The organism is Geitlerinema sp. PCC 7407 (genome assembly GCF_000317045.1).
Classification (GTDB): domain Bacteria; phylum Cyanobacteriota; class Cyanobacteriia; order PCC-7407; family PCC-7407; genus PCC-7407.
On sequence record NC_019703.1, the window covers coordinates 2,845,483 to 2,866,280 of the forward strand.

Below are 20,798 nucleotides of genomic sequence, written 5' to 3' on the forward strand. Positions count from 1 at the left end.
CTTTAAAGTAAATTGTCTTGAGCTTTTTCTAGGATTTCGACGACGGCCACACCGTTCCACCCGTTGGAGCGAGGTTGCTCTCGGGTCTGGAGGCACTGCAAGAAGTGAGCACACTCGCGTGCTAGGGGTGCTGGGTCTTCAAATTTGACTTCGCGATCGCCGCGATCGTAGTGACTGAGGTCCGGGTTGACGCCTTTGTCATAGATCGTGACCGTCTGAGTCACTTCGTTGTAGACCAGCATCTGCCGCTGAGCCACGACCACCGTCGATCGCTGAATCTCGGGCCACTGCCAAGAACAGTGGACATGAGCGGACTTACCGCCCGCAAAATTCAGGTCAACGTGCACATGATCCGCAATGCTGGGCTGAAGGATGGCTTGGCCTTGAGCCTTCACGCTTTCCAAAGGCGGGTTGCCCAGGAGAGCCAGAACCACCGAGATATCGTGGGGCGCAAAGGACCACCAGACGTTTTCTTCGGTCCGGACTTTGCCCAGCTTGAGGCGCTGGGTTGCCACATGCAGGACCTCGCCCGCCTCACCCGATGCCAGGTAGTCCTGCATCCAGGCGATCGCCTCCTGATAGAGCAGCAGATGGCCCACCATCAGCACTCGCTGGTGCTGGTCAGCATACTCCGCCAGCTGGCGCGCCTCTTCGGTGCGCATGGTCATCGGCTTCTCGACGAAGACGTCCTTGCCCACTTCGAGGGCCTGGAGGGCGAGCTTGTGGTGGGTGAAAGCAGGGGTCGCGATCACCAGGGCCGGGGCATCCGCAGCCAGGGCGCTGTCAAAGTCCGCATAGGTCTGCACCTCGGGGTACTGAGCGCGAACCTGGGCCAGCAGGTCTGGATTGGCTTCAGCCACGCCGGCCAAAGCTCCGAGCTGATGGAAGTTGCGAACCAGGTTCTTTCCCCAGTTACCGGCTCCGACGACGATGACTTGACTCATAGCAGGGTTACTTTTTCTGAATCGGTGGCCAGATGGCGCGTAATGCCGCGCGTGTCCAGGACTGCTTTAGCATGGTGAACCACACGAACGTAGTCGACCTGGCTGTGATCGGTCACGATCACCACAAGGTCTGCCGCCGCGACCGCGCTTTCCGTGAGGTCAACCGACAGCAGGGTTTTACCGGCGACCTCGATCTCCGGCACGTAGGGGTCATGATAGGTGAGACCGACCGAGTCCTCCAGCAAATAGCTCATAACGGCAATCGCCGGGGATTCGCGCCAGTCTCCCAGATCCTTTTTGTATGCGGCACCCAAAACCAAAACATTCGAGCGGGCTGGAGCAATGCCCAACTGATTCAAAATTCGGCGCACTTTCTCCCGCACAAACTCAGGCATCTTCCGGTTGATTTCCCCGGCTAGCGCAATGAAGTGGGTGTTGAAGTTGAGCTCCTTCGCCTTCCATTCCAGGTAGTGCGGATCAATGGGGATGCAGTGCCCCCCGACCCCCGGCCCGGGATAGAAGGGCATAATGCCGAAGGGTTTGGTGTTGGCAGCGTCTAGCACTTCCCAGACGTTGAGATCCATGCGATCGCACAGCATCGCCAATTCATTGACCAGGGCGATGTTGACAGCGCGGAAGGTGTTTTCAAAGACCTTGACCAGCTCAGCCGCCTTCGCGCTGCTCACCGGCACCACATGCTCAATGGTCTGTTCATAAAACAAAGCGGCGATCGCCAGCGACTGAGGGTCCGAGGCTCCCACCACCTTATTAGTGTTCTTCGTGGTGTAGCGCTGGTTGCCTGGATCAACCCGCTCCGGCGAGTGCGCCAAGAAGAAATCCTGTCCCTGCTTGAGTCCCGCTGCCTGCTCCAGCATCGGCCGCATCACCTCATCCGTTGTCCCCGGATAGGTCGTCGACTCGAGGGTCACCAGTTGACCTGGCCGCAGGCGCTGAGCGATTTCTCGCGTCACGCTCTCGACATAGGTCAGATTGGGAGTCAAATTCCTGGTTAGGGGCGTCGGCACACAAATCACAATCACATCCATCTCAGCGATGGCGTCAAAGCTTGTGGTTGCCTGGAGCGTTCCTGCTGCTACAACTTGGCTCAGCTCCTCGCTGCTGACATCCGCAATGTAGCTGTGTCCCTGGGCAACCTGCCCAGCCCGCGCAGGATTCTGCTCAACCCCCAGTACCCTAAATCCCACTTTTGCTTTTTCGAGGGCAAAAGGCAGCCCGACATAGCCCAGGCCCACGACGCCAACCGTTGCAGTGTGGTCCCGGATCTTTTGCTGTAGCGCCTGTAAAACAGAGGACGAGGGGAAGTCAGTCATTGAGCCAAGCAGTGATTTCCAGATATATAAGTAGCACGTGCCCGCCTCCAATTACGACCTTTTGAGCAAAAGACCCGGAACAATTGGGTACTCGCCACGCCCAAATCTAAAAGATTGTGATCTTTCTCACAGGTCCTTCAGAATGCATGCTAGAGACTCAATCCAGCCCCCACTTCCATCCATCTCAGCCTTTTGTCTAGGAGCCTCTGCTCCATAACCGTAGCCACTTCCAAAGGCATCCAATTCAGGGTTCATGAATACGACAGGCATACTCTCACCCCCCCATTCTTTGAGCTTTTTTGCCAGTACTGTATCCTACTGTGTGACAGATAGTGTTGTTCGGGAGACAGGTTTTTGAGTCGAGATTCTAGTTATCAATCGTCATCCGATGACGAAATTTCCTTGGCCGACATTATTCGCTTTTTTCTGCGAAACTTGACACTAATTGGCTTAATTACGATTGGATTTACGGGACTGGCTTTAGTTTATTCTCTGACTCGTCCTGCAAACTATCAGCAGAAGAGCGTGCTCGCGATTCAGGCAAATCCCATCAAGCTTGCCGATCGTACTTTTCCTGCAGAAAATACTGCCAATTTAAACAATTTAGTCATTTCAGCTTTAAACAATCAAGATAATCTATCAATTCAAGCAAGCAGCACCTTTGACGCGGGGACTCAGCAGCTGACAGTTACAGCTACCGGTACTAAAGCAGAGGCACTGAAGAGCTTTTCGACTAGCCTACCTACTTTTATTCAGGACACGCTTCAAAGCCATCTCAACAAGCAAGTTTTAGCAACGATTACAGCAGCAGATATCGAGCAGAGCCGTGCGAACGAAGCGCTTGCTCAGCTCAATCAGCAAATTAATACCATTGGCCCATCTTTAAATAATTCTTCTATTGCTGCGATCGCCCGTTTGAATGCTCTGGAAGAGCAGCGCGCTATTCTCACAACAAACTTAGCGCTGAGGCAGGCGGACAGCCGCTATCTGGATGAGGCCAAGGCATCACCGCAAGCCTTCATCGATAAGGTGGTTTCCATCAGCGTGCTCGCCCAAAGCGAGGTGGAGAAACTCGGCTTCCAAAAGCGATCGATCGTTCTGATTGCCATCACCAGCTTCATCATGGCCGTTTTAGTTGCCATCGTACGAGAGCAGCTTGTTCTCATCGGCAATGCGGATGCCCAGAAGACACTAGCGGCCCCTCAAAGCGAGTTGGAAGATCTCGAAGAGTCCCGTCAACCCTGAGCAGGTCCCATCCATCCTGCTCCTGCACCCGAGGAATCTACACTGAGCCGTACCCATGCCTAAAAGAATTTTTTTTCCATCGATTTACCGTTTAGGACAACTCAGTCTAGATGGGTTAGCAGCCTGGATTGCCTGTGCTCTTGCTTTTTTAATTCGCTTTGAGGGAGACATCAGCACAGGGCACCAAACTTTGATCTGGCTGCTGCCGCTGATTGCCATCCCTGGTCGTCTCCTAACCCACACTTGCTTTGGGCTGTACCAGCGAGTTTGGCGATTTTTTGGCAGCAAAGATATTCCGCCGCTGGTTTTGTCGGTCACGCTGTACTCGCTCTTGATGGTGGTAACGACACGGTTGATCGTGCCGCGCTTTTGGGAGTCAAGGGGGGTGCCGATGAGCGTGGCCGTCCTAGACTGGAGTATCTGCCTGCTGATGATGATGGTCCTGCGGCTGACCCGGCGCTGGTCTGTCCAGCGGGCCAACCTGAGTCAGTACCCGAGCTGCCGCAAGTCTGAGCAGCGGCGTCTTTTGCTGATCGGGGCGGGGATGGCGGGTTGCCAGATCGTGCAGGAGCTCCAGCAAAATCCCCAGCTACCTTTCGCAGTGGTAGGGTTTGTGGACGATGACCGGACCAAGATTGGCCGGCGGGTGCAGGGGGTGAAGGTATGGGGGCCGACTCACCAGTTTGTGGCGATCGCCCGTCAGCTGGGGGTCCAGGAAGTCCTGATTTCCATGCCTTCAGCCAGCTCGGCGCAGATCCGCAAGCTGGTCAATCTGGCCCACGGCACCTCTCTCAAGCTCAAAGTCTTGCCGGGTCCGGCGGAGATTTTGCGCGATCGCCGCTTGGCTCCCCAGGCGCGAGAAATTCAGATCCAGGACATCCTGGGACGTCAGGAAATCGAGCTGGACTTTTCTCAGCCGCTCAGCGCCCGCTATCCCTCCGCCAAGGCGCAGATCTATCAGCGGCGAGTCCTGGTTACGGGGGCCGGCGGCACCATCGGCTCCGAGATCTGCCGCCAGCTAGCTCGCCTAGAGCCCAGCCAAATTTTGCTGCTCGGTCGCGGCGAAAACAGCATTTTTAATATCAGCCGGGAGCTTCAGCAGACTTTTCCCAATCTGGAGACCATCCCTGTGATTGCCGATATTCGGCACCAGGCCCGTCTCGAAAAGGTGTTTCAAACCTGGAAGCCAGAGGTGGTTTTCCACGCTGCGGCCCACAAGCATGTGCCGCTGATGCAGCTTAACCCCACCGAAGCGATCGAGAATAACGCGATCGCCTCTGCCCGCCTGGGCCAGCTCGCCCAGCGCCACGGCGTCAGCACCTTTGTCTTGATTTCCACAGACAAAGCCGTTGATCCTTCGAATTTCATGGGCCTCAGCAAGCGGCTTGCAGAGCTGCTGATCAAGGCGATCGCCCAAGACAGCACCACCCGCTTTCTCGCCGTCCGCTTTGGCAACGTCCTGGGGAGCCGTGGCAGCGTCGTGCCCATCTTTCAGGAGCAGATTCGCCAGGGGGGGCCTGTGACCGTGACCGACCCGGGCATGACCCGATACTTTATGACGGTGCCTGAGGCCGCTCGCCTGGTCATTCAGAGCCTTGCGGTGGGCCAGTCGGGTCAAACCCTAGTCCTCGACATGGGCGAACCGGTCCGCATTTTTGACCTGGCCGAGCAAATGATCCGCCTGGCAGGCTACGACCCCGGCACCGACATTGCGATTCACCTGACGGGGCTGCGTCCCGGCGAAAAGCTGCACGAAGCGCTGGTCAGCGATCTGGAGGTCGCCCTGCCAACAGATCACCCAAAAATCATGGCCGTCAAGTCTAATTTTGCGCCCAGCGAACCCGTTGCCGCTGCGCTCCAGACCCTCACAGAGGCTGCTCAGTCAGCGACCTCTACCGAAGAGCTGTGGGTTCGCTTGCAAAGCTACACGCGAGCCATGGAATCTGCCCATCTCAAAACCAATCAAACATGTTAGGAGTTGAGAGTTCTAAATCCCATTTCAGTCTGGCTCTGCGCTTTCAAATTAGCTTTTGTTTTTTGATTTTTGGGTGGGAGTTTCTGAGCTTAGTTCTAGGCGACCACGCTAGCTTTCCAGTGTTGAATGCAGCCTTTGCCGGCGTGAGCTGGATTCTGGCTTTTTGGCGGCCCGCGATCGCCCTGGGAATATTGGTCTTTGTCCTACCTTTTACGGGCGGCATCATTGATCAGATTAATGCCCTTTTCTCAGTTGAAATTGAAGCTTTGCGCTCTTTAAGCTTTGATCTGGTCGCTGGATTTCTGGGTGGGGTAGGGTGCCGCATGCTGCTTCGGCTTGAGCAAAAGACAGCAAACAATCCAGAAGGCGTTTACTCTCCAGCACAGCGGATCTTAACGGGAGGATTACTGGTCTTTTATGGCTTGGTGATTCTGACCGGAGCGATCGCCCTTTCTCGAAATCTCGCTCAGGCCGCTTCGCCCTTTTTCCTCGATGGCTTCATTTATAATTTCATCAATTTTCGTTATCTCAATCCCTTTTCAGATTACTTTCCGCTCCAGGACATTGCGCTTTTTGGCGGAGCGATCGCCCTGGCAACTTATCTAATTCCTCGCTTTCATTCTCATCAACATATTCACTCGAGCATTACCCTGCCGCTGATTGCGTCTCAAGGCCTGCTAGTTCTGTATGCCCTCGCCCAAAAGGTCCTGGGAATCGGTTTTTTGCGCAGCGGAGCCGAGCGCGGAGTCAACAGCTTTTTGCCCGACATTCACGCCTACGGCGGCTATATGCTCATTGGCTGCTTTCTGGGTCTCTACTATTTGGAGAAACGTGAAGGCAAATGGAGCGATCGCCGTTTTGCTTTTAGCCTGCTTGGTCTATCGAGTTTGGGCGTTTTGCTGAGCGGTTCTCGGTTCTCGATTGGGCTTTTGTTTCTTGTGCTGTTGGTCAGGCTTTTGTGGAACGAGAGCTTCAGTCTGCGCCAGCGCCTGATCTACTCAGCCGCTGGGCTTCTGGGGGCCTGGGCGATCGCCGGTTTGCTGTCCGTGGCCTTGCCCAATCTCAAGCTGCTGAGCCCCGGAAAAATCTTTCAGGCGCAATCTTTTCAGGACGTCAATATTGCCCTTAGCTATCGGCCCGAAATTTTTCAGTCGAGCCTCAAAATGTTCTCAAGCTACCCCTGGCTTGGCATCGGCAAAGGAGAGTTTTATCGACAAAGTTCCATTGGAGACTTTAGCGAGTCTTTTTTCTTTTCTCGACAGCATCGAGGCGAAAACGCTCACAATTATTTTCTGCAAATCCTCACTGAAATGGGGATAATTGGCTTTGCATCTTTTGCCTTTATTTTTATTTACAAATACTGGGTGTATCAGAGCACCTCTGAAGCCATTTGGGTGATGCTGCTGGGCATTGCGGCGGGCAATCTCTATGGCCACTCGCTCCTGCTGCCCAATATTTTATTTTTGGCATTTATTTTGATTGGCGCGGGCAATGGGCCTGACGTGCCAGTCCCGCCCGTTTTTCAGCGCCTGCGGCTCCCGCGAGCTCCCAAGACCTGGATACTGAGCGTGGGAGGACTGGCTGCCCTTCTAGGAGTCGCCGGAGTCGAGGTGGCTGGGGCCTATGAGCGGGTCCCTTTTCGCTCGGAGTATGCTTGCCACCGCTTCGCGTTTTACCCGGATGGGCAGACCGGCGGCATCTTCGAGCAGGAGTTTCGGGCCGGATCGCGGTTTTTGGTGGCGGAATATAGAGTGCATCACTCGCACGTGAGGCAGCATCCTCTAGAGTTATCTTGGGCGATCGCCCAAAAAGGCCGCACCATCCAGCAAGTCACCCAGACCCTTTATCGGCGAGGCCACTATCAGCAAATTCTCGATTTGTCTGCGCTGCGTCCTCGGTCAAAATTTACGCTGACGCTCAAAGCCACCCCCTGCTTTACGCCTCTAAACGCAGGCGATAGCCTGGATATGCGGCGGCTGGGCGTACAGCTGCTGGAGATTCGTCAGCAACCAACTCCGCTCGTCAAGCAAGAAAGTGGGTCCGCGTGAGTAATGTAGCCATTGCCCTCAAAAATATTTCCAAGTGCTACCGGCTTTATCGCCGTCCCTCCGATCGCCTCAAAGAATTGCTCATTCCGGGCAAGCTAAGGGCTCGGGAATTCTGGGCTTTGCGCAATATCAGCCTAGAGGTCAAAGAGGGCGAAACCCTGGGCATCGTCGGCCAAAACGGCTCGGGCAAGAGCACGCTGCTGCAAATCATCGCGGGAACGCTGACCCCCTCCGAGGGCGAGGTGACGGTGAATGGTCGCGTGGCGGCGCTGCTGGAGCTAGGCAGCGGCTTCAACCCGGAATTCACCGGTCGCCAGAACGTCTTTTTCAACGGCCAGATTCTGGGGCTAGCGCGCGAAGAGGTGGAGGCAAAGTTTGATGCGATCGCCGCCTTCGCGGACATCGGCGAATTCATCGATCAGCCCGTCAAAACCTACTCCAGCGGCATGGCCGTGCGGCTTGCCTTTGCGGTGGTGGCCCACACCGAACCCCGCATCCTGATTGTGGATGAGGCCCTGGCGGTGGGCGACGCCAAGTTCCAGGTTCGCTGCATGCAGCGGATTCGCCAGATGAAGGACCAGGGCGTGACGATCCTGTTCGTGTCCCACGATGCGTCCAGCGTGAAAATGCTGTGCGATCAGGCCATCTTGCTGCACCACGGCGAGGCGATCCGCTCAGGGCAGCCCCGGGAGGTCGTGAACTACTACATCGAGCTGCTCAACTCTGGCAGCACCCAGCCCGCCGCCGACGTCTCCGAAACGGCCACGTCACCGGAGGAGCTGGCGTCGATTCGCCGGACGACAGCAGCCCAGGGCGCTGACGATGTAGAGCTGAAAGCTCGCCGCTACGGCACCAAATTGGCGGTGTTTCAGGAAATCAAAATCACCGATGCCCACGGCCAAGAGGCAGAGAAGCTGGAAACGGGCAGCACCTTTCATATCTCGATTTCCCTAGAGGCGATGGCGGAGCTGTCGGACCTGGTCGTGGGCATCTCGATCCGCAACCTGATGGGGGTGGTGATGTACGGCACCAATACCTACCACCTCGACAGCAAGTTGCCCTCTCTGGAGGCCGGTCAGACCATCACACTGACCTTCCAGCTGCCCTGCCAGCTCAATCGCGGCGTCTACACGGTGACGGTGGGGGCGCACTCGGAGGGCGGCCTGAGCTACGACTGGGTGGATGAGCTGGTGGTGTTTGAGGTCTACAACACCAGTCAGTGCGAGGGATTTGTGGATTTGGCGTCGGAGGTGCGCTACGAAGTGCTGTCTTCGGCGCTGCCATCTTAGGATCTCGCCAGCACACTGACCCCTATGGCTATGCGCGATACAACAGAGCATTTGCAGGAGCTGCAGCGGGCGATCGCCCAGCTAGCTGAGACGGCCAACGATGGCGATCGTTGGTATCAGCGCCTAGACCAGTTTCCCTGGAACGCCAGCGGGCGGCTGCACCGGTGGTCTGCCAAGGTTGCGGCGAGGCTGTGGCCCAATCGGGTCGCCACGCCCCTGGTCCTGACGCGGCTGCTCGGGGAAACCGCAGCGCTCAATGCCCAGCTTTGGCAGGAAACCCAGTTTTTGCGGCAGGAGGTGCAGGGTCTGCGCCAGGAGATGGCCTATTGGGGAGACAAAGGGCGATCGCCCGCCCAAGATGCCGCCCCAGCCCCAGAGACCCCAGCCGCCGCTAAGGCCCCTGAGAACCTGGATCTCGATGATTTTTACATCGCCTTCGAAAATCGCTTTCGCGGCGCCCCCGAGGAGATTCGCCAGCGGCTGACGGTGTACCTGCCCCACCTGGAGGCCCTCGGTCGGGAGCCGCGCCGCTGCTCGGCCCTGGATCTGGGCTGCGGTCGCGGAGAATGGCTCGAGCTGCTGCGGGATTGGGGATATCAGGGGCGGGGCCTCGATCTCAATCGCGCGATGGTGCAGCACTGCCGCGATCGCGGCCTGACGGTGATCGAGCAGCCTGCCGTGGAGTATCTGCGATCGCTCCCCGACCGCAGCCTGGACATTGTCACCGGCTTTCACCTGATCGAGCATCTCTCCTTTCCGGCCCTGATGAGCCTGTTTCAGGAGACCCGCCGCGTCCTCAAACCGGGCGGCATCGCCATTTTCGAGACCCCCAACCCCCAAAACTTGGTCACGGCCAGCCATTACTTTTACATTGACCCCACCCACCGAAATCCGCTGCCCAGCCTCTTGGCGCAGTTTCTCCTGGAGTACAGCGGCCTCGAGCGGGTACAGGTACTTGCGCTTCACCCCCATCCGGTCCCAATTCAGACCGGCCACCCAGAAACCGATGCCGTGCTCAATGAGTACCTGCGCAGCGCCCAGGACTACAGCGTGATTGGCTACAAGCCAGCCTAGCGCACCCCCTCCATCGCCCTTTTCTTCAGAGATTCCATGACCGCTTTGAACCCCTTTTTGACCCTGGACTATGAGCCTGCCTTTGAGTCCCTCGGGGAGGACTATGCCGACCCGGTGGCGGCGGCTTCGTTTCCCCAGCATCTTTTACGCTTTCGCAATGATGACTTGCTGGAGCAGCTTGGGCTGAGCGCAGATCAGGTGCAGGATGAGCATTTTCTGGAGGCGTTTGGTCGCTTTGAGGGGCGATCGCCTTTTTTGGCGATGCGCTACCACGGCTATCAGTTTGGCCAGTACAACCCCGAGCTCGGGGACGGTCGGGGCTTCCTCTACGGTCAGGTGCGCGATCGCCAGGGCCAGCTGCAAGACCTCGGCACCAAGGGCTCCGGCACCACCCCCTATTCCCGGACCGCCGACGGTCGCCTCACCCTCAAGGGCGGCGTGCGGGAGGTGATTGCCGCCGAGGCCCTGCACCGCATGGGGGTGAGAACGTCTCGATGTCTGAGCCTGATCGAAACCGGCGAGGCCCTCTGGCGGGGCGATGAGCCCTCGCCGACGCGCTCTTCGGTCATGGTGCGCATGGCGCGATCGCACATCCGTTTTGGCACCTTCGAGCGGCTACACCACTTCCAGCGCAAAGACCTGATTCAGACGCTGCTGGACCACGTCATCGAGCACTACTACCCCCATCTCCAGGGCGACGCCGACGGGGGAGCGCGCTTTTATGGCGAACTGGTGGAGCGGGTGGCAGAATTGGCGGCTCAGTGGATGGCGGCGGGCTTTTGTCACGCGGTCCTCAACACCGACAACATGACCATCACCGGGGAGAGCTTCGACTACGGCCCCTACGCCTTTATTCCCAGCTACAATCTGCGATTCACGGCCGCCTACTTCGACTACTTTGGGCGCTACTGCTACGGCCAGCAGCCCTTGGCCTGCCGCTGGAATCTGGAAATGCTGCAAGCGCCCCTGGGCTTGGTCTTGCCCACGGCTGATCTGGAGGCAGGCCTCGCGCAATATTTCGACCATTTCCAGAGAACCTACGAGCGCCTGATGCTGCGAAAGCTGGGCTTTGAGAAACCGGCGGCGCTGGGAGCGATCGCCCCCCAACTGGTTGAGGCAACGCTCCAGCTTTTGCAGGAGACCCAGGCCAGCTATCACGGATTTTTTGGCGGGCTAGCGGCTTCCTTTACTCCGGCCTGGCGAGCAGGCGATCGCCCCTGGCCCCGCTTCCAGGACCCGCTCAACGACGCCCAGCAGCACTGCCTCGAGCAATGGCAGGAGCTTTACCAGCAAGCACTAGAAACGCTGCCCCTCGAAGCGATGGACAGCGTAAAGGACCAGCTTCAGCAGGCCAATCCGGCAACAGTGCCTGTGCGGCCTGCAATTGAAGCGGTGTGGGAGCCCATTGCCACTGAGGACAACTGGCTCCCGTTTTATGAGCTCCTTGAGCGAATCCGGACCTAGACGCCCAGATCAGCCAAGATGTCGCTGGCGTGGGTGTCGGTCTTGACGGAGTCGTAGACGTGGCTGATGGTGCCGTTGCCGTCGATGACGTAGGTTACGCGCTTGGAGTAGCTGCCGCCATCCACGTCGTAGGCCTTGGTCAGTTCGCCCTTGACGTCCGCCAGCAGCGGGAAGGGCAGGCTGAATTTCTCGGTAAAGCGCTGGTGGGACGCCTCATCATCCATGCTGACGCCTAGGACCACGATGTCCTTGCCTTGATAAGCCGTGTAGGAGTCGCGGAAGCTGCAAGCTTCTTTGGTGCAGCCAGGGGTATCGTCTTTGGGATAGAAGTACAGCACCACGGTTTTGCCTTGGAAGTCAGAGAGCGAAACGGTGTTGCCGTTGGTGTCTTTGACAGTGAAGCTCGGCGCGGGGGTTCCAGTGGTCAATGCCATGACAATGGCCTCCGTAAGATGTTGCGATACGTCGATATTCGCAATCAATCTTAACACTGACCCCGAATATCCTCCTCAAGGACGCGATCGCCGGTTTTTGACCCCTCAGGCTTCCCTACCTTCAGAGGGAAATTTGGGATCTATCAAGTTTTGAGACAACTGCTTGTTTAGAATAAAGAAAAACTGTATTTCTTGATACAGAAATTTTTTGCACCTTTAAAAAGAGCTGTCCCCTCTTCATTCAGATGTCAGCTCAGGTGCCAGGTCAGCAGCGCTATCGCTGACTGGGCTGGGGTTCCGAATCTCGTCCACGCTCATTTCCCTGAGCGATCGCTCACGTTAGAACTGTTCAGAGGCAAAGTCATCCATGGCACTCACGACGCTTGAAACTGCAACCACAACGGTCGGTCCCTTCTGCTGGCTCAACAAGCCCCTAGGCCGCACCGCTCAGCTGCCGCAACCGTCTACCTGGGTGAAGCTGTACCAACGGCCCAATCCCTACAGCTTCGACGAGGCGCTGCTGCTGTGCCAGCAAAACGACGAGCACTGGCTGGCCTGGGTCCCCGATCATGGGGAAGTCGTGCTGCACGAGCGGGATTTTGCGATCGCCTAAGAGGCCCGGTTTCACGCTGGTTCTGGGCGATCGAGTCTCCTACAGGGGCGATCGCCTCTCTCCATCCCGTCGCTATCGCGCTCCGCTCCAGTCGCTAAAATGATCGGGATGAAATTGTGTCCATCCCTTGCGAGGGAAACAGATCCTGGGAGAGCAGAAGCGTGAATAACTGTGCTGAAACCTGCGTGAATGGCTGCATTTTGGGGGACAAGTGCCCCCACCTTGAATACGCCCAAGCCGCGCGAAAGTTTCTCGAAGAAACGTCCGTCGATCGTATGATTGAGATTTCTGAGGCCCGATTCTTGCCGAAGCAGCCCGAAGATCAGGGCTCCCAGTTCGAAGGCTAGAGGATTTCTGCTCAGCCATTGCTTGACCAAACCCAAAAGCCTCGGGGTAGCCCGAGGCTTTTGGGTTTTTGGTTTTTCCGATTTGCTGCGCAGCTTAGCGAGCACCCAAACCCGCAGGCGCCTCAGCCGCCGCTTTGGGACGAGCCACCTCAGCACGCACCCACTCCAGCCAAGCTTCTAGGCCTTCCCCCGTCTTCGCCGACACCGGCACGATGGTCACGTGGGGATTCATCTGGCGCACGTTGCCGATGAGTAAATCCAGGTCAACCTCCAGGTGGGGCGCCAGGTCCATCTTGGTGATCAGCAGGCAGTCCGCCTCCTGGAACATCACCGGGTACTTCAGGGGCTTGTCTTCCCCCTCCGTGACGCTCAGCAGCGCCACCTTGGCGTGCTCTCCCACCTCGAATTCCGCCGGACACACGAGGTTGCCGACATTTTCCACCAGCACGAGGTCAAACTGGCGCGGATCGTGGGCGTGCTCGAGCTGATGCAGACCGCCCGCGACCATTTTGGCGTCCAGGTGGCAGGAGCGGCCGGTGTTGATGGCGATCACCGGTACGCCGTAGCGGCGCAGTCGCTCGGCGTCTAGCTCGGTGGTCATGTCTCCCTCGATGACGGCGATCGCCATCTCCCCCTGGAGCGCCGCCAGCGTCCGCTCCAGCAGAGCCGTTTTGCCCGCGCCGGGACTGCTCATTAGGTTCAAGCAGGTGATGCCCCAGCCATCGAAATGAGCGCGATTGTGATCGGCCCCCGCCTGGTTGGCGTGGAGCAAATTCATCTCAAGAGCAGCGTCAAAGGTTTGATGCATGACTAGCGGCCTCCTCCGGTTCAAGCTGGTACTCAATGCGATCGATCTTGAGCTCGCGCCCAGAGCGAATGTCATCCATCGGGCTTTGGCAGGTGGGGCAAGCATACTGCAAGCCAATTTGGGGCGCGTATTCGCTCTGACAGGTGTGGCAGAAGGCGATGAGGGGCGTTTCGCGAATCACCAGTTCAGACCCGGCCAAAAACGTTCCCCGCGTCTGCACCTCGAAGGCGAACTGGAGACTCGCAGGCTCCACGCAGGTAAACTGGCCCACCACCAAATGCACCTTGTCAATCTTGGGGCGATCGGGCTGGGACTCCCACCAGTCGTGGAGGGTCATCAGCAGCGCCTTGGTCATGTCGGTTTCGTGCACAGTCTAGGTCCACTCCTCAGTCAACAGTTCCGGCTGCGCCTCGGGGTGAATGTAGGCGGGCTTTTCCTTGCGAGGGAGCTGCCCCGACACCACCAAGTTGGCGAGGGTGTCGCAGATGACGCGGGTCGCCATGAGCGAGGTAATGTCGCTCACGTCGTAGGGCGGCGACACCTCGACCACCTCCAGGCCGCACACGGGCGCTTTGCGGACAATGCGGCTGAGCAGATAGAGAGCCTCGCGAGGGAGCAGGCCGCCGGGCTCGGGCCAGCCCGTCCCCGGCACAAAGCCCGCATCGATGCAGTCAATGTCGAAGCTGATGTAAACGCAGTCGGTGCCGTCCAGAGCCCGCTCAAGGGCAAAGTCCACCGCCGCATCCAGACCGATGTCCATAATGTCGGTGACCGTCAGGATATTGGTCGCCCGCTCTCGGCAGACCTTGACCCCCTGCCGGGGCACCTGCCAGCCCCCGATTCCCAGCTGCACCAGGTTGTGGGGCGGCGCGTTTTTGATGTTGGTGGCGTGAAACCACGGACAGGTGTGCATCCGCTCGTCGAGGTCGGTTTCTTGGGTGTCGACGTGGCGATCGAAGTGAATGATGCCCACTTTCTTGTCGCCGAGGTGCCGACACACGCCCCGCACTGTGGGATAGCCGATGGAGTGGTCGCCGCCGAGAATAATTGGGAAGGCGCCGGAGTGGAAAATATGGGCAATCCCTTTAGAAATCTGGTCAAAAGACTTTTCGTTGTTGGCGGGAATGGTGAAGATGTCCCCCACGTCGCACAGAGTTATCTGCTCGCGCAGGTCCACCCCCAGCTCGAAGTTGTAGGGCGTGTAGAGGGCGGAGATGCGGCGAATGCCCTGGGGACCAAAGCGGGTGCCGGGCCGGTAGGTGGTCCCGGAGTCGTGGGGCACGCCCACGATGGCCACGTCATACTCGCCGACCTTGCGCACGTCCTCCAGGTAGGGCGCTTTTAGGAAGGTGTTGATGCCGGCGTAGTGGGGCAGCTCGCCCCGAGAAAATGTCGGGATGCTGCGATCGCGAATGGAGTCGGCCGCTTCTAGGCCAAATTCGAGGCCGCGAGACACTTCTTGCTGCCAGCCGGTGAAGGGAAGCGCGTTTTCTCGCTGGAGGGCTTGCTGGGCTTCGGTGGCTGCGGGGTCAACGCCAGCCGAGGAGGAGCGATTATCTTCTGTCATGGTTTCCAGACATACGGTGAATGGGACAAGGCGCAGAAAAAAGGCGATCGCAAATACCAAAGCCCGGGCAAGCTGCAACCATTCCTGGGTCACAACTCCTCCCGGGCTTTTTTCCCGCCGTGTAGTCGGCCTCTAGATTCGCGAAGACGAAGCCAAAACCGACCTGCTTCTCTCGGACCAGCCACAGAGCGCGCTGACGCCCTGTCGGAACCCTAGAAGCGTTTAGTTTTTCGATTCCTGAGGCACTGTTTCGAGAAAAAGATTGGCTTTTCCAAAAATGTTCTCGGAAAGGGCAATCTGTTGGTCAACAGCTCCAAACTTTGGTCGGACCGGCGCTTGCTCGTGTGCGCTTGTATCAGTAGTAGCAAGATAGCCGAAAAATGAACTGTATTGGGCAATACCAAAACCTGGGGGGCGATCGCCCCTGACCCGGCCCGCAGGCCCCAGGCGCTAGCTGCCCGGAATGGCCCTCTGAGCCTTGAGGTGGTCAAACACCGACTTGTCGCCAATGTCGGCGGGAATCTCCTGCACCGTCTTGCGCAGGGCAAACACCAGAAACAGCAGCGCCCAAACCGCCAGCAGGCCCTGCTCCAGGGCCACCGGCAAAATGCCCACCAGATGGCCCAAGAGCAGCAGCGGCACCAGGGGCGTGAGTAGCTTGGTTTCTAGGCGATCGAAGCAAAAGGCTTCTTTGAAGAAAATGCCGGTCAGAGCAACGAAAACAAAACCCACCCCCAGCAGCGTCAAGGGCTGCTCGTAGAGGTAGAGCAGCAGCGGCTCGGAGGTGCGCAGGGCGATCGCCCCGGAGACCAAACAGCCCACCAGCCAGGCCCCCTGCAAGGCCCGGTGAAGAACCACCATATAGATATGAATGGTGAACAGACTCACGCCGAGCGCCCCACAAAACACCCCATACAAAATCGTCAGGCTCTGGAGCACCCAGGGCTCAGGCCCTCGGGCCAAGATCAGGCCGCTGCCCACGGCAAAACAGAGAGCCGCCACCAGCAGCGCCCCTCGGTAAATCTGCACGCCCCGGCGATCGCCCTTGGTAATCGTAAAATCGCCAAACTGGCCCTGGTAGACCTTCAGCGGGGGTTGTGACGCCATTGTTGGGTCCATGATTCGTCTCCCATCATTGCAAAACAATTTGGATGCGATCGCCCCAGTTGAGGCGCAGCTGAAAGTGGGCGTCGCCGCCATTGACGGCAACTTCGACCCAGCCGTGGCTCCCCGGCAGCGCCAGAGGCTGCTGGAGCTCGATATCGCTGTAGGTCGTGCACCCCGGAATTCGCAGCCGCCCTAGAGCGATCGCCCACGTGCGATCTTTGACCTGGTCATTGGGGATGTTGGTTATCAGGTTGCCGAAGCGATCGATGTGCTGGATGCAGCCCTCGAGGCCAGTGTCGGTGACGTGATAGGGGGCCAGAGCCAGCGCGCTCAGAGTCGCCGGGTCAACGGGGCAGCCCAGGGCGCTCAGGGGCACCCCGGAGGCCAAATGCGCGCCCACCGGCGCAAAAATGTCTCGCCCGTGAAAGGTGGCGCTGGCCACGGGCGATCGCCAGTAGTCTGGGTTGGTCAGCGCCACCGCCGCGATCGCCGGTCGCTGGCTCAGCACCCCGCTCAGCAGGCCGTTGTCCGGCCCCACGAGCCATCCCCCGTCGAAGGCAACCGCCACGCCGCGCCGCTGGCTGCCGACGCCTGGGTCGACCACTGCGACGTGCACCGTCCCCGCCGGGAAGTAGCTGTAGGCGTTCATTAGATTGAAGCGAGCGGCCGCGACGTCCTGGGGCGCGATGTCGTGGGTCAGGTCGATCACCTGAATGTCGCGGTTGATGGCGGCGATCGCCCCCTTCATCACCCCCACATAGACATCCGTCAGGCCAAAATCCGTTAGCAGCGTCAGAATGCGGTTCGCAGTCATAGCCATTGCCGCAGCGAGTTCTCTCTTCCCCTTATTTCTATCGTGATTTCTGGCGCGCCCGATGCCCTCTGAAGGCAGACAGAGGTTTTTGCCAGTCTGGTTTAAGGCATCTCTAGGGGGTGCTGCTGGGTGTAGGCATAGGCCGCGATCGCCGCCGCCACGCTCACATTCAGCGACTCCACCATCCCCCACTGGGGAATCACCAGCGCGCGATCGCAGGCCGCCGCCACCGACTCCGGCACACCCGTGAGCTCCTGGCCCAGCACCAGCAGCGATCGCCGCGGAAAGGCAAACTGCGGCAGCGGCACCGCCTCAGGGCACAGATGCAGGGCGATCGCGCAGTAGCCCCGCCGCTGCTGCTCGGCCAGCCAGGGCACCAGGCGATCGCGGGGACAGGTCGCCAAGGGCTGCCACCGATGGGTCGACACCGCCAAATGGCGAAACGCCCAGTCCTCCGCCACCGCCAAATCCGGGAGCACCAACGACTCCAGGCGAAACGCCTCTGCCATCCGGCACAGGCTGCCCAGATTCGCCGGATTGTGGACCAGCGACCCGCACACCACCAGAGAATGGCGGGGCAAATCGCGATAATTTTGTCGACTCGGCGATTCCATTCCGGCCCCTTTCGCTCCCATTTTCGTTCCCTTCAGCTGCTGCAAGCGCAGGTCTCTGGGCGCGCCACCGATCGCGCGGGCGATCGCCCCGCGTCTTTCCGCGAGGCCTTTGCTTCACCCCCAAAGCCACCCAGCCCCCAGGTAAATTTTTACCCCAGAGGTCCCTCAATCTTTTCAAGCAAAATGCTACTTTTTAGGTAGTGAGTCCTTTACTACAAATAGGTCGAATAGAATGTTCAAGATGAACAAAAATCGTCATGCTGCTGTGATGCAAGCTGCCGAAGCTCACCGCGCCGCCATCCAAAAACGCCTAGAGCACCGCCTCGAAGTTGCTCGGGCCCGGGGCGATGAGTCTCTGATTCGCCAATTAGAAGCAGAAGCAAGCTATCTTCATTAGTCCTTTCGGACATTGAGCCTTGATCGCTTCTACTACCGAGTCAAGCGCTCTGTTCCAGATCTCCTAGCTCCCTGCCTGCAAGCTGAGCCTCTCAGCGCCTTGCAGGCTTATTTCATTTTTGGCAGTTTTGCGGGGCCAAGATAGCGCTCCAAATAGGGAGAGAAAACCTCGTAAATCAGCGTTAGGGGCTGGCCATGGTGCCAAAACAGGTAGTGGCGGCCCCAAAATGGCCCTGATTGTCCAAAAGCTTGCTCTAGGGCGGGCGAGTGGCCGTAGTGAATACCCTGGACGTCGCGATACAGCTCGGTCCGCAGCCGCGCCAGACTGGCCCAGATCGGTAGCGATCGGTTTTGCAAGTACTCGTCTACGTGACTGGCTTCCCACCAGGAGGCAGCATAGGCCAAGCGCTGGCCGGAGGCCGTCCGCAGCCAGACCTGTCGCCGCAGGCGAGGCCCTGGCACCATCTTGATCAGTTCGGGCGCATGGTCTGTGTCGATGCCCACTGGGGACATGTCGATCACGTCTACTTCCGTCGGTTCTCCGGTGAGGAGCTGGAGGTGCCGGGTCGGTGAGCCATCCCCCAAGAGCAGCAGCTGCCAAGTAGGGGCGAGTTGCTCATGGGGCAATCCCTGTCGCACTACGTCTTCGTCACCGGACCACACTGGCGTGAGGGCATGCCAGACGGCTGGGATCGTCGCACTTTGCTTTGAGGGGAAAGCGGCAGCCAAGATATGTTACACAACTTAACTTCTCTACTCACATCATAGCGTTCTCGGGAGTGAGTGCTTCGGGAAAGCCGCTGACCCAAGCTTTAGGTGGGCGATCGCAGGGGATGGCCGCAGGCCCCGCAAAAGCGATCGCCCTTCTCGGCGGGCTCGCCACACTGGGTACAAAAGCGCTGCGCCACAGGCGATCGCTCCGGGTTCGGCTGATTGACGGCGGGCCGATCGGGTTCTGGCGGCGGGGGGCTGAGGTGCATTTCCAGGTTGCCCATGGACATCGACATCGGCGCGAAAGGCTGCATGGGCTGCATGGGCTGCATGGGCTGCATTCCCAAGGCATTAGGTCCTGAAATCACCTGTAGAGGCAGCTCTTTGGCATCGGCGATCGGAGAGGGGGCGATCGCCGCCATAGCCGACCCGACGATCTGCACCTGGAAGATGCCCTGGGCCGTCTCGAAGCGGGCGATCGCCCCGTGAACCGTCTGAAAAACCTGGGGCAGCCCGGTCCACGCCCCGGTCATGAAGCTACTGCGCTGGCTCTGCTGCTGCCCCGTCTGCTGCTGAGAGAGGGTCAAGAGGGTTTGGTAGCCGTGATTTTCTAGCGTCAGTTGCTGACCCGACGGCAACCCAACAATATACACCATCTCGCACCCTCCTCAAGTCAGGCGATTTTCTTCACCTTAGCGCGATCGCCCTTTCGGCCTCTAGCTGCTGCCTCCCTGGGGCGGCAGGTGCTGGGCGATCTTCGCTGCCAAGTTGGTCAGCGGCAAGCTTTGCAGCCAAATCTTGCCCGGTCCGGTCATCTTGGCCAAAAACAGCCCTTCGCCGCTCAAGAAGATATTTCGCAGGCCTTTGACCATCGTGATGTCGTAGCTCACCGTCGGCTCGAAAACCGCCAAGTGTCCCGGATCGACCTGCATCGACTCCCCGGGCCGCAGGTCATATTCGCGCACCTCGCCCGGAATCTCCAAAAAGACAGTCCCCGGCCCGGTCACCTTTTGCAGGATGAAGCCCTCACCGCCAAAGAAACCCGCCCCCAGCTTGCGCCGGAAGTGCATCTCTAGCTTGACGCTGGACTCTGCGCACATAAAGGCATCTTTTTGGCAAATCAGGCTCTGTCCCGCTGCCAAGTCGATCGCCATAATCTTGCCCGGGGCCTCCGGCGCAAACACCACCATCCCAGCGCTGCTGCGGCAGACATAGGTGGTCATAAACAGCGACTCACCGGCCAAGGCGCGCCCCAAACCGGCCATCAGGCCGCCTTTGGTGTTGGTTTTCATTTCTAGGTCACCGCGCATCCACGCCATCCCACCGGACTCGGTGTAGACGGATTCTCCCGCCTGTAGATAGATGTCCACGGTTTGCATGACGGTGCCGTGAATTTCGTAGCGCATAGTTCTCAAATTTTCTGAACTAACTACTGTTCTAGATCCACGTTTGAGAGCGCGAGTTCCACAAACAGCTTTATTTAAGCTTCAAGCGTAAATTTCAAAAAGGTATCTCATGAGCTTATATTTTTATTTTTAGGTATTTAGAAAATTATTGAGATCAGCTTTTAGATTTTGCATTTGAACTACTGTTTTAATCAGAAAATTCAATTTCAATTGCAAGATTGTCCTTAAAAAATCAAGTTTAATTTTTCCTTCAAAACACTTCAATCTTCAAAATAGTAAAAATGCAGGAATTTTAGCCTGTTTCTCAAAATCAATTTGCTGATTTTATTTTGAGATGAACTTAATCATCAGATTCAGCTCAAGCATCTCTAAAATTGGCTTTATTTAAATTCTTGAGTTGTTTTTGCCAGCAGAAATCAATGAGGATCCCGAAAAGGATCGTCAATGCAATTTTTTAGGTTTTTGATCCAAAAAGTTTTGAGATTGAAGACAGCTAACACTTCGTTGATGGGGCTCTAGAAGAATCGTGTTCTCGGCGAGAAGCCTGGACGCAAGGGAGCGGTGAGGATTGCTGAAGAGAAAATGACTAAAGGCGATCGCGCGCTTTTGGA

General features: G+C 57.9%; 21 protein-coding genes and 1 riboswitch. Of the genes, 9 read left to right on the top strand and 12 right to left on the bottom strand.

From position 1 onward, the window contains the following. Nucleotides 1–2 precede the first annotated feature (2 nt). Complete coding sequence (locus GEI7407_RS11530) at nucleotides 3–944, bottom strand: Gfo/Idh/MocA family protein (protein WP_015172355.1); 942 nt, start codon at nucleotides 942–944, stop codon at nucleotides 3–5. Then, nucleotides 941–2,275 (bottom strand): nucleotide sugar dehydrogenase, encoded by a 1,335-nt coding sequence (locus GEI7407_RS11535; RefSeq protein ID WP_015172356.1) that lies wholly within the window; start codon nucleotides 2,273–2,275, stop codon nucleotides 941–943. Before GEI7407_RS11535 ends, GEI7407_RS11530 begins: the two co-directional genes overlap by 4 nt. Nucleotides 2,276–2,677: 402 nt before the next feature. Between GEI7407_RS11535 and GEI7407_RS11540 the strand changes: the two genes are divergently transcribed. The 6 genes from GEI7407_RS11540 (at nucleotide 2,678) to GEI7407_RS11565 (ending at nucleotide 11,370) form a co-directional block, all read left to right on the top strand. Continuing rightward, the gene (locus tag GEI7407_RS11540) at nucleotides 2,678–3,520 is read left to right on the top strand and encodes a hypothetical protein (protein WP_041268412.1); all 843 of its coding nucleotides are present in this window, start codon (nucleotides 2,678–2,680) and stop codon (nucleotides 3,518–3,520) included. 55 nt (nucleotides 3,521–3,575) lie between these two features. Next, on the top strand, nucleotides 3,576–5,495 hold the full coding sequence (locus GEI7407_RS11545; protein WP_015172358.1) for a nucleoside-diphosphate sugar epimerase/dehydratase: 1,920 nt from the start codon (nucleotides 3,576–3,578) through the stop codon (nucleotides 5,493–5,495). A gap of 323 nt (nucleotides 5,496–5,818) precedes the next feature. Then, nucleotides 5,819–7,543, top strand: coding sequence for an O-antigen ligase (locus tag GEI7407_RS11550; protein WP_190274132.1), 1,725 nt, complete (start codon nucleotides 5,819–5,821; stop codon nucleotides 7,541–7,543). After that, nucleotides 7,540–8,832, top strand: a complete 1,293-nt coding sequence (locus GEI7407_RS11555; protein WP_015172360.1) for an ABC transporter ATP-binding protein — start codon at nucleotides 7,540–7,542, stop codon at nucleotides 8,830–8,832. Before GEI7407_RS11550 ends, GEI7407_RS11555 begins: the two co-directional genes overlap by 4 nt. A gap of 24 nt (nucleotides 8,833–8,856) precedes the next feature. Further along, nucleotides 8,857–9,906 (top strand): bifunctional 2-polyprenyl-6-hydroxyphenol methylase/3-demethylubiquinol 3-O-methyltransferase UbiG, encoded by a 1,050-nt coding sequence (locus GEI7407_RS19590; RefSeq protein ID WP_015172361.1) that lies wholly within the window; start codon nucleotides 8,857–8,859, stop codon nucleotides 9,904–9,906. A 36-nt stretch (nucleotides 9,907–9,942) separates the two neighbouring features. After that, nucleotides 9,943–11,370: a YdiU family protein gene (locus tag GEI7407_RS11565; protein ID WP_015172362.1), complete on the top strand. Its 1,428-nt coding sequence runs from the start codon at nucleotides 9,943–9,945 to the stop codon at nucleotides 11,368–11,370. Here the strand turns inward: GEI7407_RS11565 and GEI7407_RS11570 are convergent. Further along, nucleotides 11,367–11,804 (bottom strand): peroxiredoxin, encoded by a 438-nt coding sequence (locus GEI7407_RS11570; protein ID WP_015172363.1) that lies wholly within the window; start codon nucleotides 11,802–11,804, stop codon nucleotides 11,367–11,369. The two genes, GEI7407_RS11565 and GEI7407_RS11570, sit on opposite strands and share 4 nt — an antisense overlap. A 367-nt stretch (nucleotides 11,805–12,171) precedes the next feature. Between GEI7407_RS11570 and GEI7407_RS11575 the strand changes: the two genes are divergently transcribed. Then, nucleotides 12,172–12,417, top strand: a complete 246-nt coding sequence (locus tag GEI7407_RS11575) for a hypothetical protein (RefSeq protein WP_015172364.1) — start codon at nucleotides 12,172–12,174, stop codon at nucleotides 12,415–12,417. Between the two features lie 161 nt (nucleotides 12,418–12,578). Continuing rightward, nucleotides 12,579–12,764, top strand: a complete 186-nt coding sequence (locus tag GEI7407_RS11580) for a hypothetical protein (protein ID WP_015172365.1) — start codon at nucleotides 12,579–12,581, stop codon at nucleotides 12,762–12,764. Between the two features lie 94 nt (nucleotides 12,765–12,858). On the opposite strand, the gene hypB is transcribed toward GEI7407_RS11580, so the two are convergent. From hypB to GEI7407_RS11610, 6 genes are all read right to left on the bottom strand, one after another. Next, nucleotides 12,859–13,572: a hydrogenase nickel incorporation protein HypB gene (gene hypB / locus GEI7407_RS11585; RefSeq protein WP_015172366.1), complete on the bottom strand. Its 714-nt coding sequence runs from the start codon at nucleotides 13,570–13,572 to the stop codon at nucleotides 12,859–12,861. Continuing rightward, a complete protein-coding gene (gene hypA / locus GEI7407_RS11590; RefSeq protein WP_041268414.1) occupies nucleotides 13,556–13,942 on the bottom strand; it encodes a hydrogenase maturation nickel metallochaperone HypA in 387 nt (128 codons plus the stop codon). Before hypA ends, hypB begins: the two co-directional genes overlap by 17 nt. Nucleotides 13,943–13,945: 3 nt before the next feature. Continuing rightward, nucleotides 13,946–15,139, bottom strand: coding sequence for an agmatinase (speB, locus tag GEI7407_RS11595; protein WP_041268990.1), 1,194 nt, complete (start codon nucleotides 15,137–15,139; stop codon nucleotides 13,946–13,948). Between the two features lie 96 nt (nucleotides 15,140–15,235). Continuing rightward, nucleotides 15,236–15,366: riboswitch (guanidine-I (ykkC/yxkD leader) on the bottom strand. A gap of 223 nt (nucleotides 15,367–15,589) precedes the next feature. Further along, nucleotides 15,590–16,246, bottom strand: a complete 657-nt coding sequence (locus tag GEI7407_RS11600) for a DUF2301 domain-containing membrane protein (RefSeq protein WP_150109784.1) — start codon at nucleotides 16,244–16,246, stop codon at nucleotides 15,590–15,592. Nucleotides 16,247–16,271: 25 nt separating this feature from the next. After that, nucleotides 16,272–17,060, bottom strand: coding sequence for an S-adenosyl-l-methionine hydroxide adenosyltransferase family protein (locus GEI7407_RS11605; RefSeq protein WP_015172370.1), 789 nt, complete (start codon nucleotides 17,058–17,060; stop codon nucleotides 16,272–16,274). 101 nt (nucleotides 17,061–17,161) lie between these two features. Beyond that, on the bottom strand, nucleotides 17,162–17,674 hold the full coding sequence (locus GEI7407_RS11610) for an RNA methyltransferase (RefSeq protein WP_015172371.1): 513 nt from the start codon (nucleotides 17,672–17,674) through the stop codon (nucleotides 17,162–17,164). Nucleotides 17,675–17,915: 241 nt separating this feature from the next. Here GEI7407_RS11610 and GEI7407_RS21385 point away from each other — a divergent pair, with 241 nt between their 5' ends. Then, nucleotides 17,916–18,071: a hypothetical protein gene (locus GEI7407_RS21385; RefSeq protein WP_190274133.1), complete on the top strand. Its 156-nt coding sequence runs from the start codon at nucleotides 17,916–17,918 to the stop codon at nucleotides 18,069–18,071. 107 nt (nucleotides 18,072–18,178) lie between these two features. On the opposite strand, the gene GEI7407_RS11615 is transcribed toward GEI7407_RS21385, so the two are convergent. From GEI7407_RS11615 to GEI7407_RS11625, 3 genes are all read right to left on the bottom strand, one after another. After that, the gene (locus tag GEI7407_RS11615) at nucleotides 18,179–18,799 is read right to left on the bottom strand and encodes a chorismate lyase (RefSeq protein WP_041268416.1); all 621 of its coding nucleotides are present in this window, start codon (nucleotides 18,797–18,799) and stop codon (nucleotides 18,179–18,181) included. 83 nt (nucleotides 18,800–18,882) lie between these two features. Further along, entirely contained in the window at nucleotides 18,883–19,437 is a 555-nt protein-coding gene (locus GEI7407_RS11620; RefSeq protein WP_015172374.1) for a zinc ribbon domain-containing protein, read from the bottom strand. Nucleotides 19,438–19,497: 60 nt separating this feature from the next. Continuing rightward, the gene (locus tag GEI7407_RS11625; protein ID WP_015172375.1) at nucleotides 19,498–20,187 is read right to left on the bottom strand and encodes a TIGR00266 family protein; all 690 of its coding nucleotides are present in this window, start codon (nucleotides 20,185–20,187) and stop codon (nucleotides 19,498–19,500) included. Between the last annotated feature and the right edge of the window lie 611 nt (nucleotides 20,188–20,798).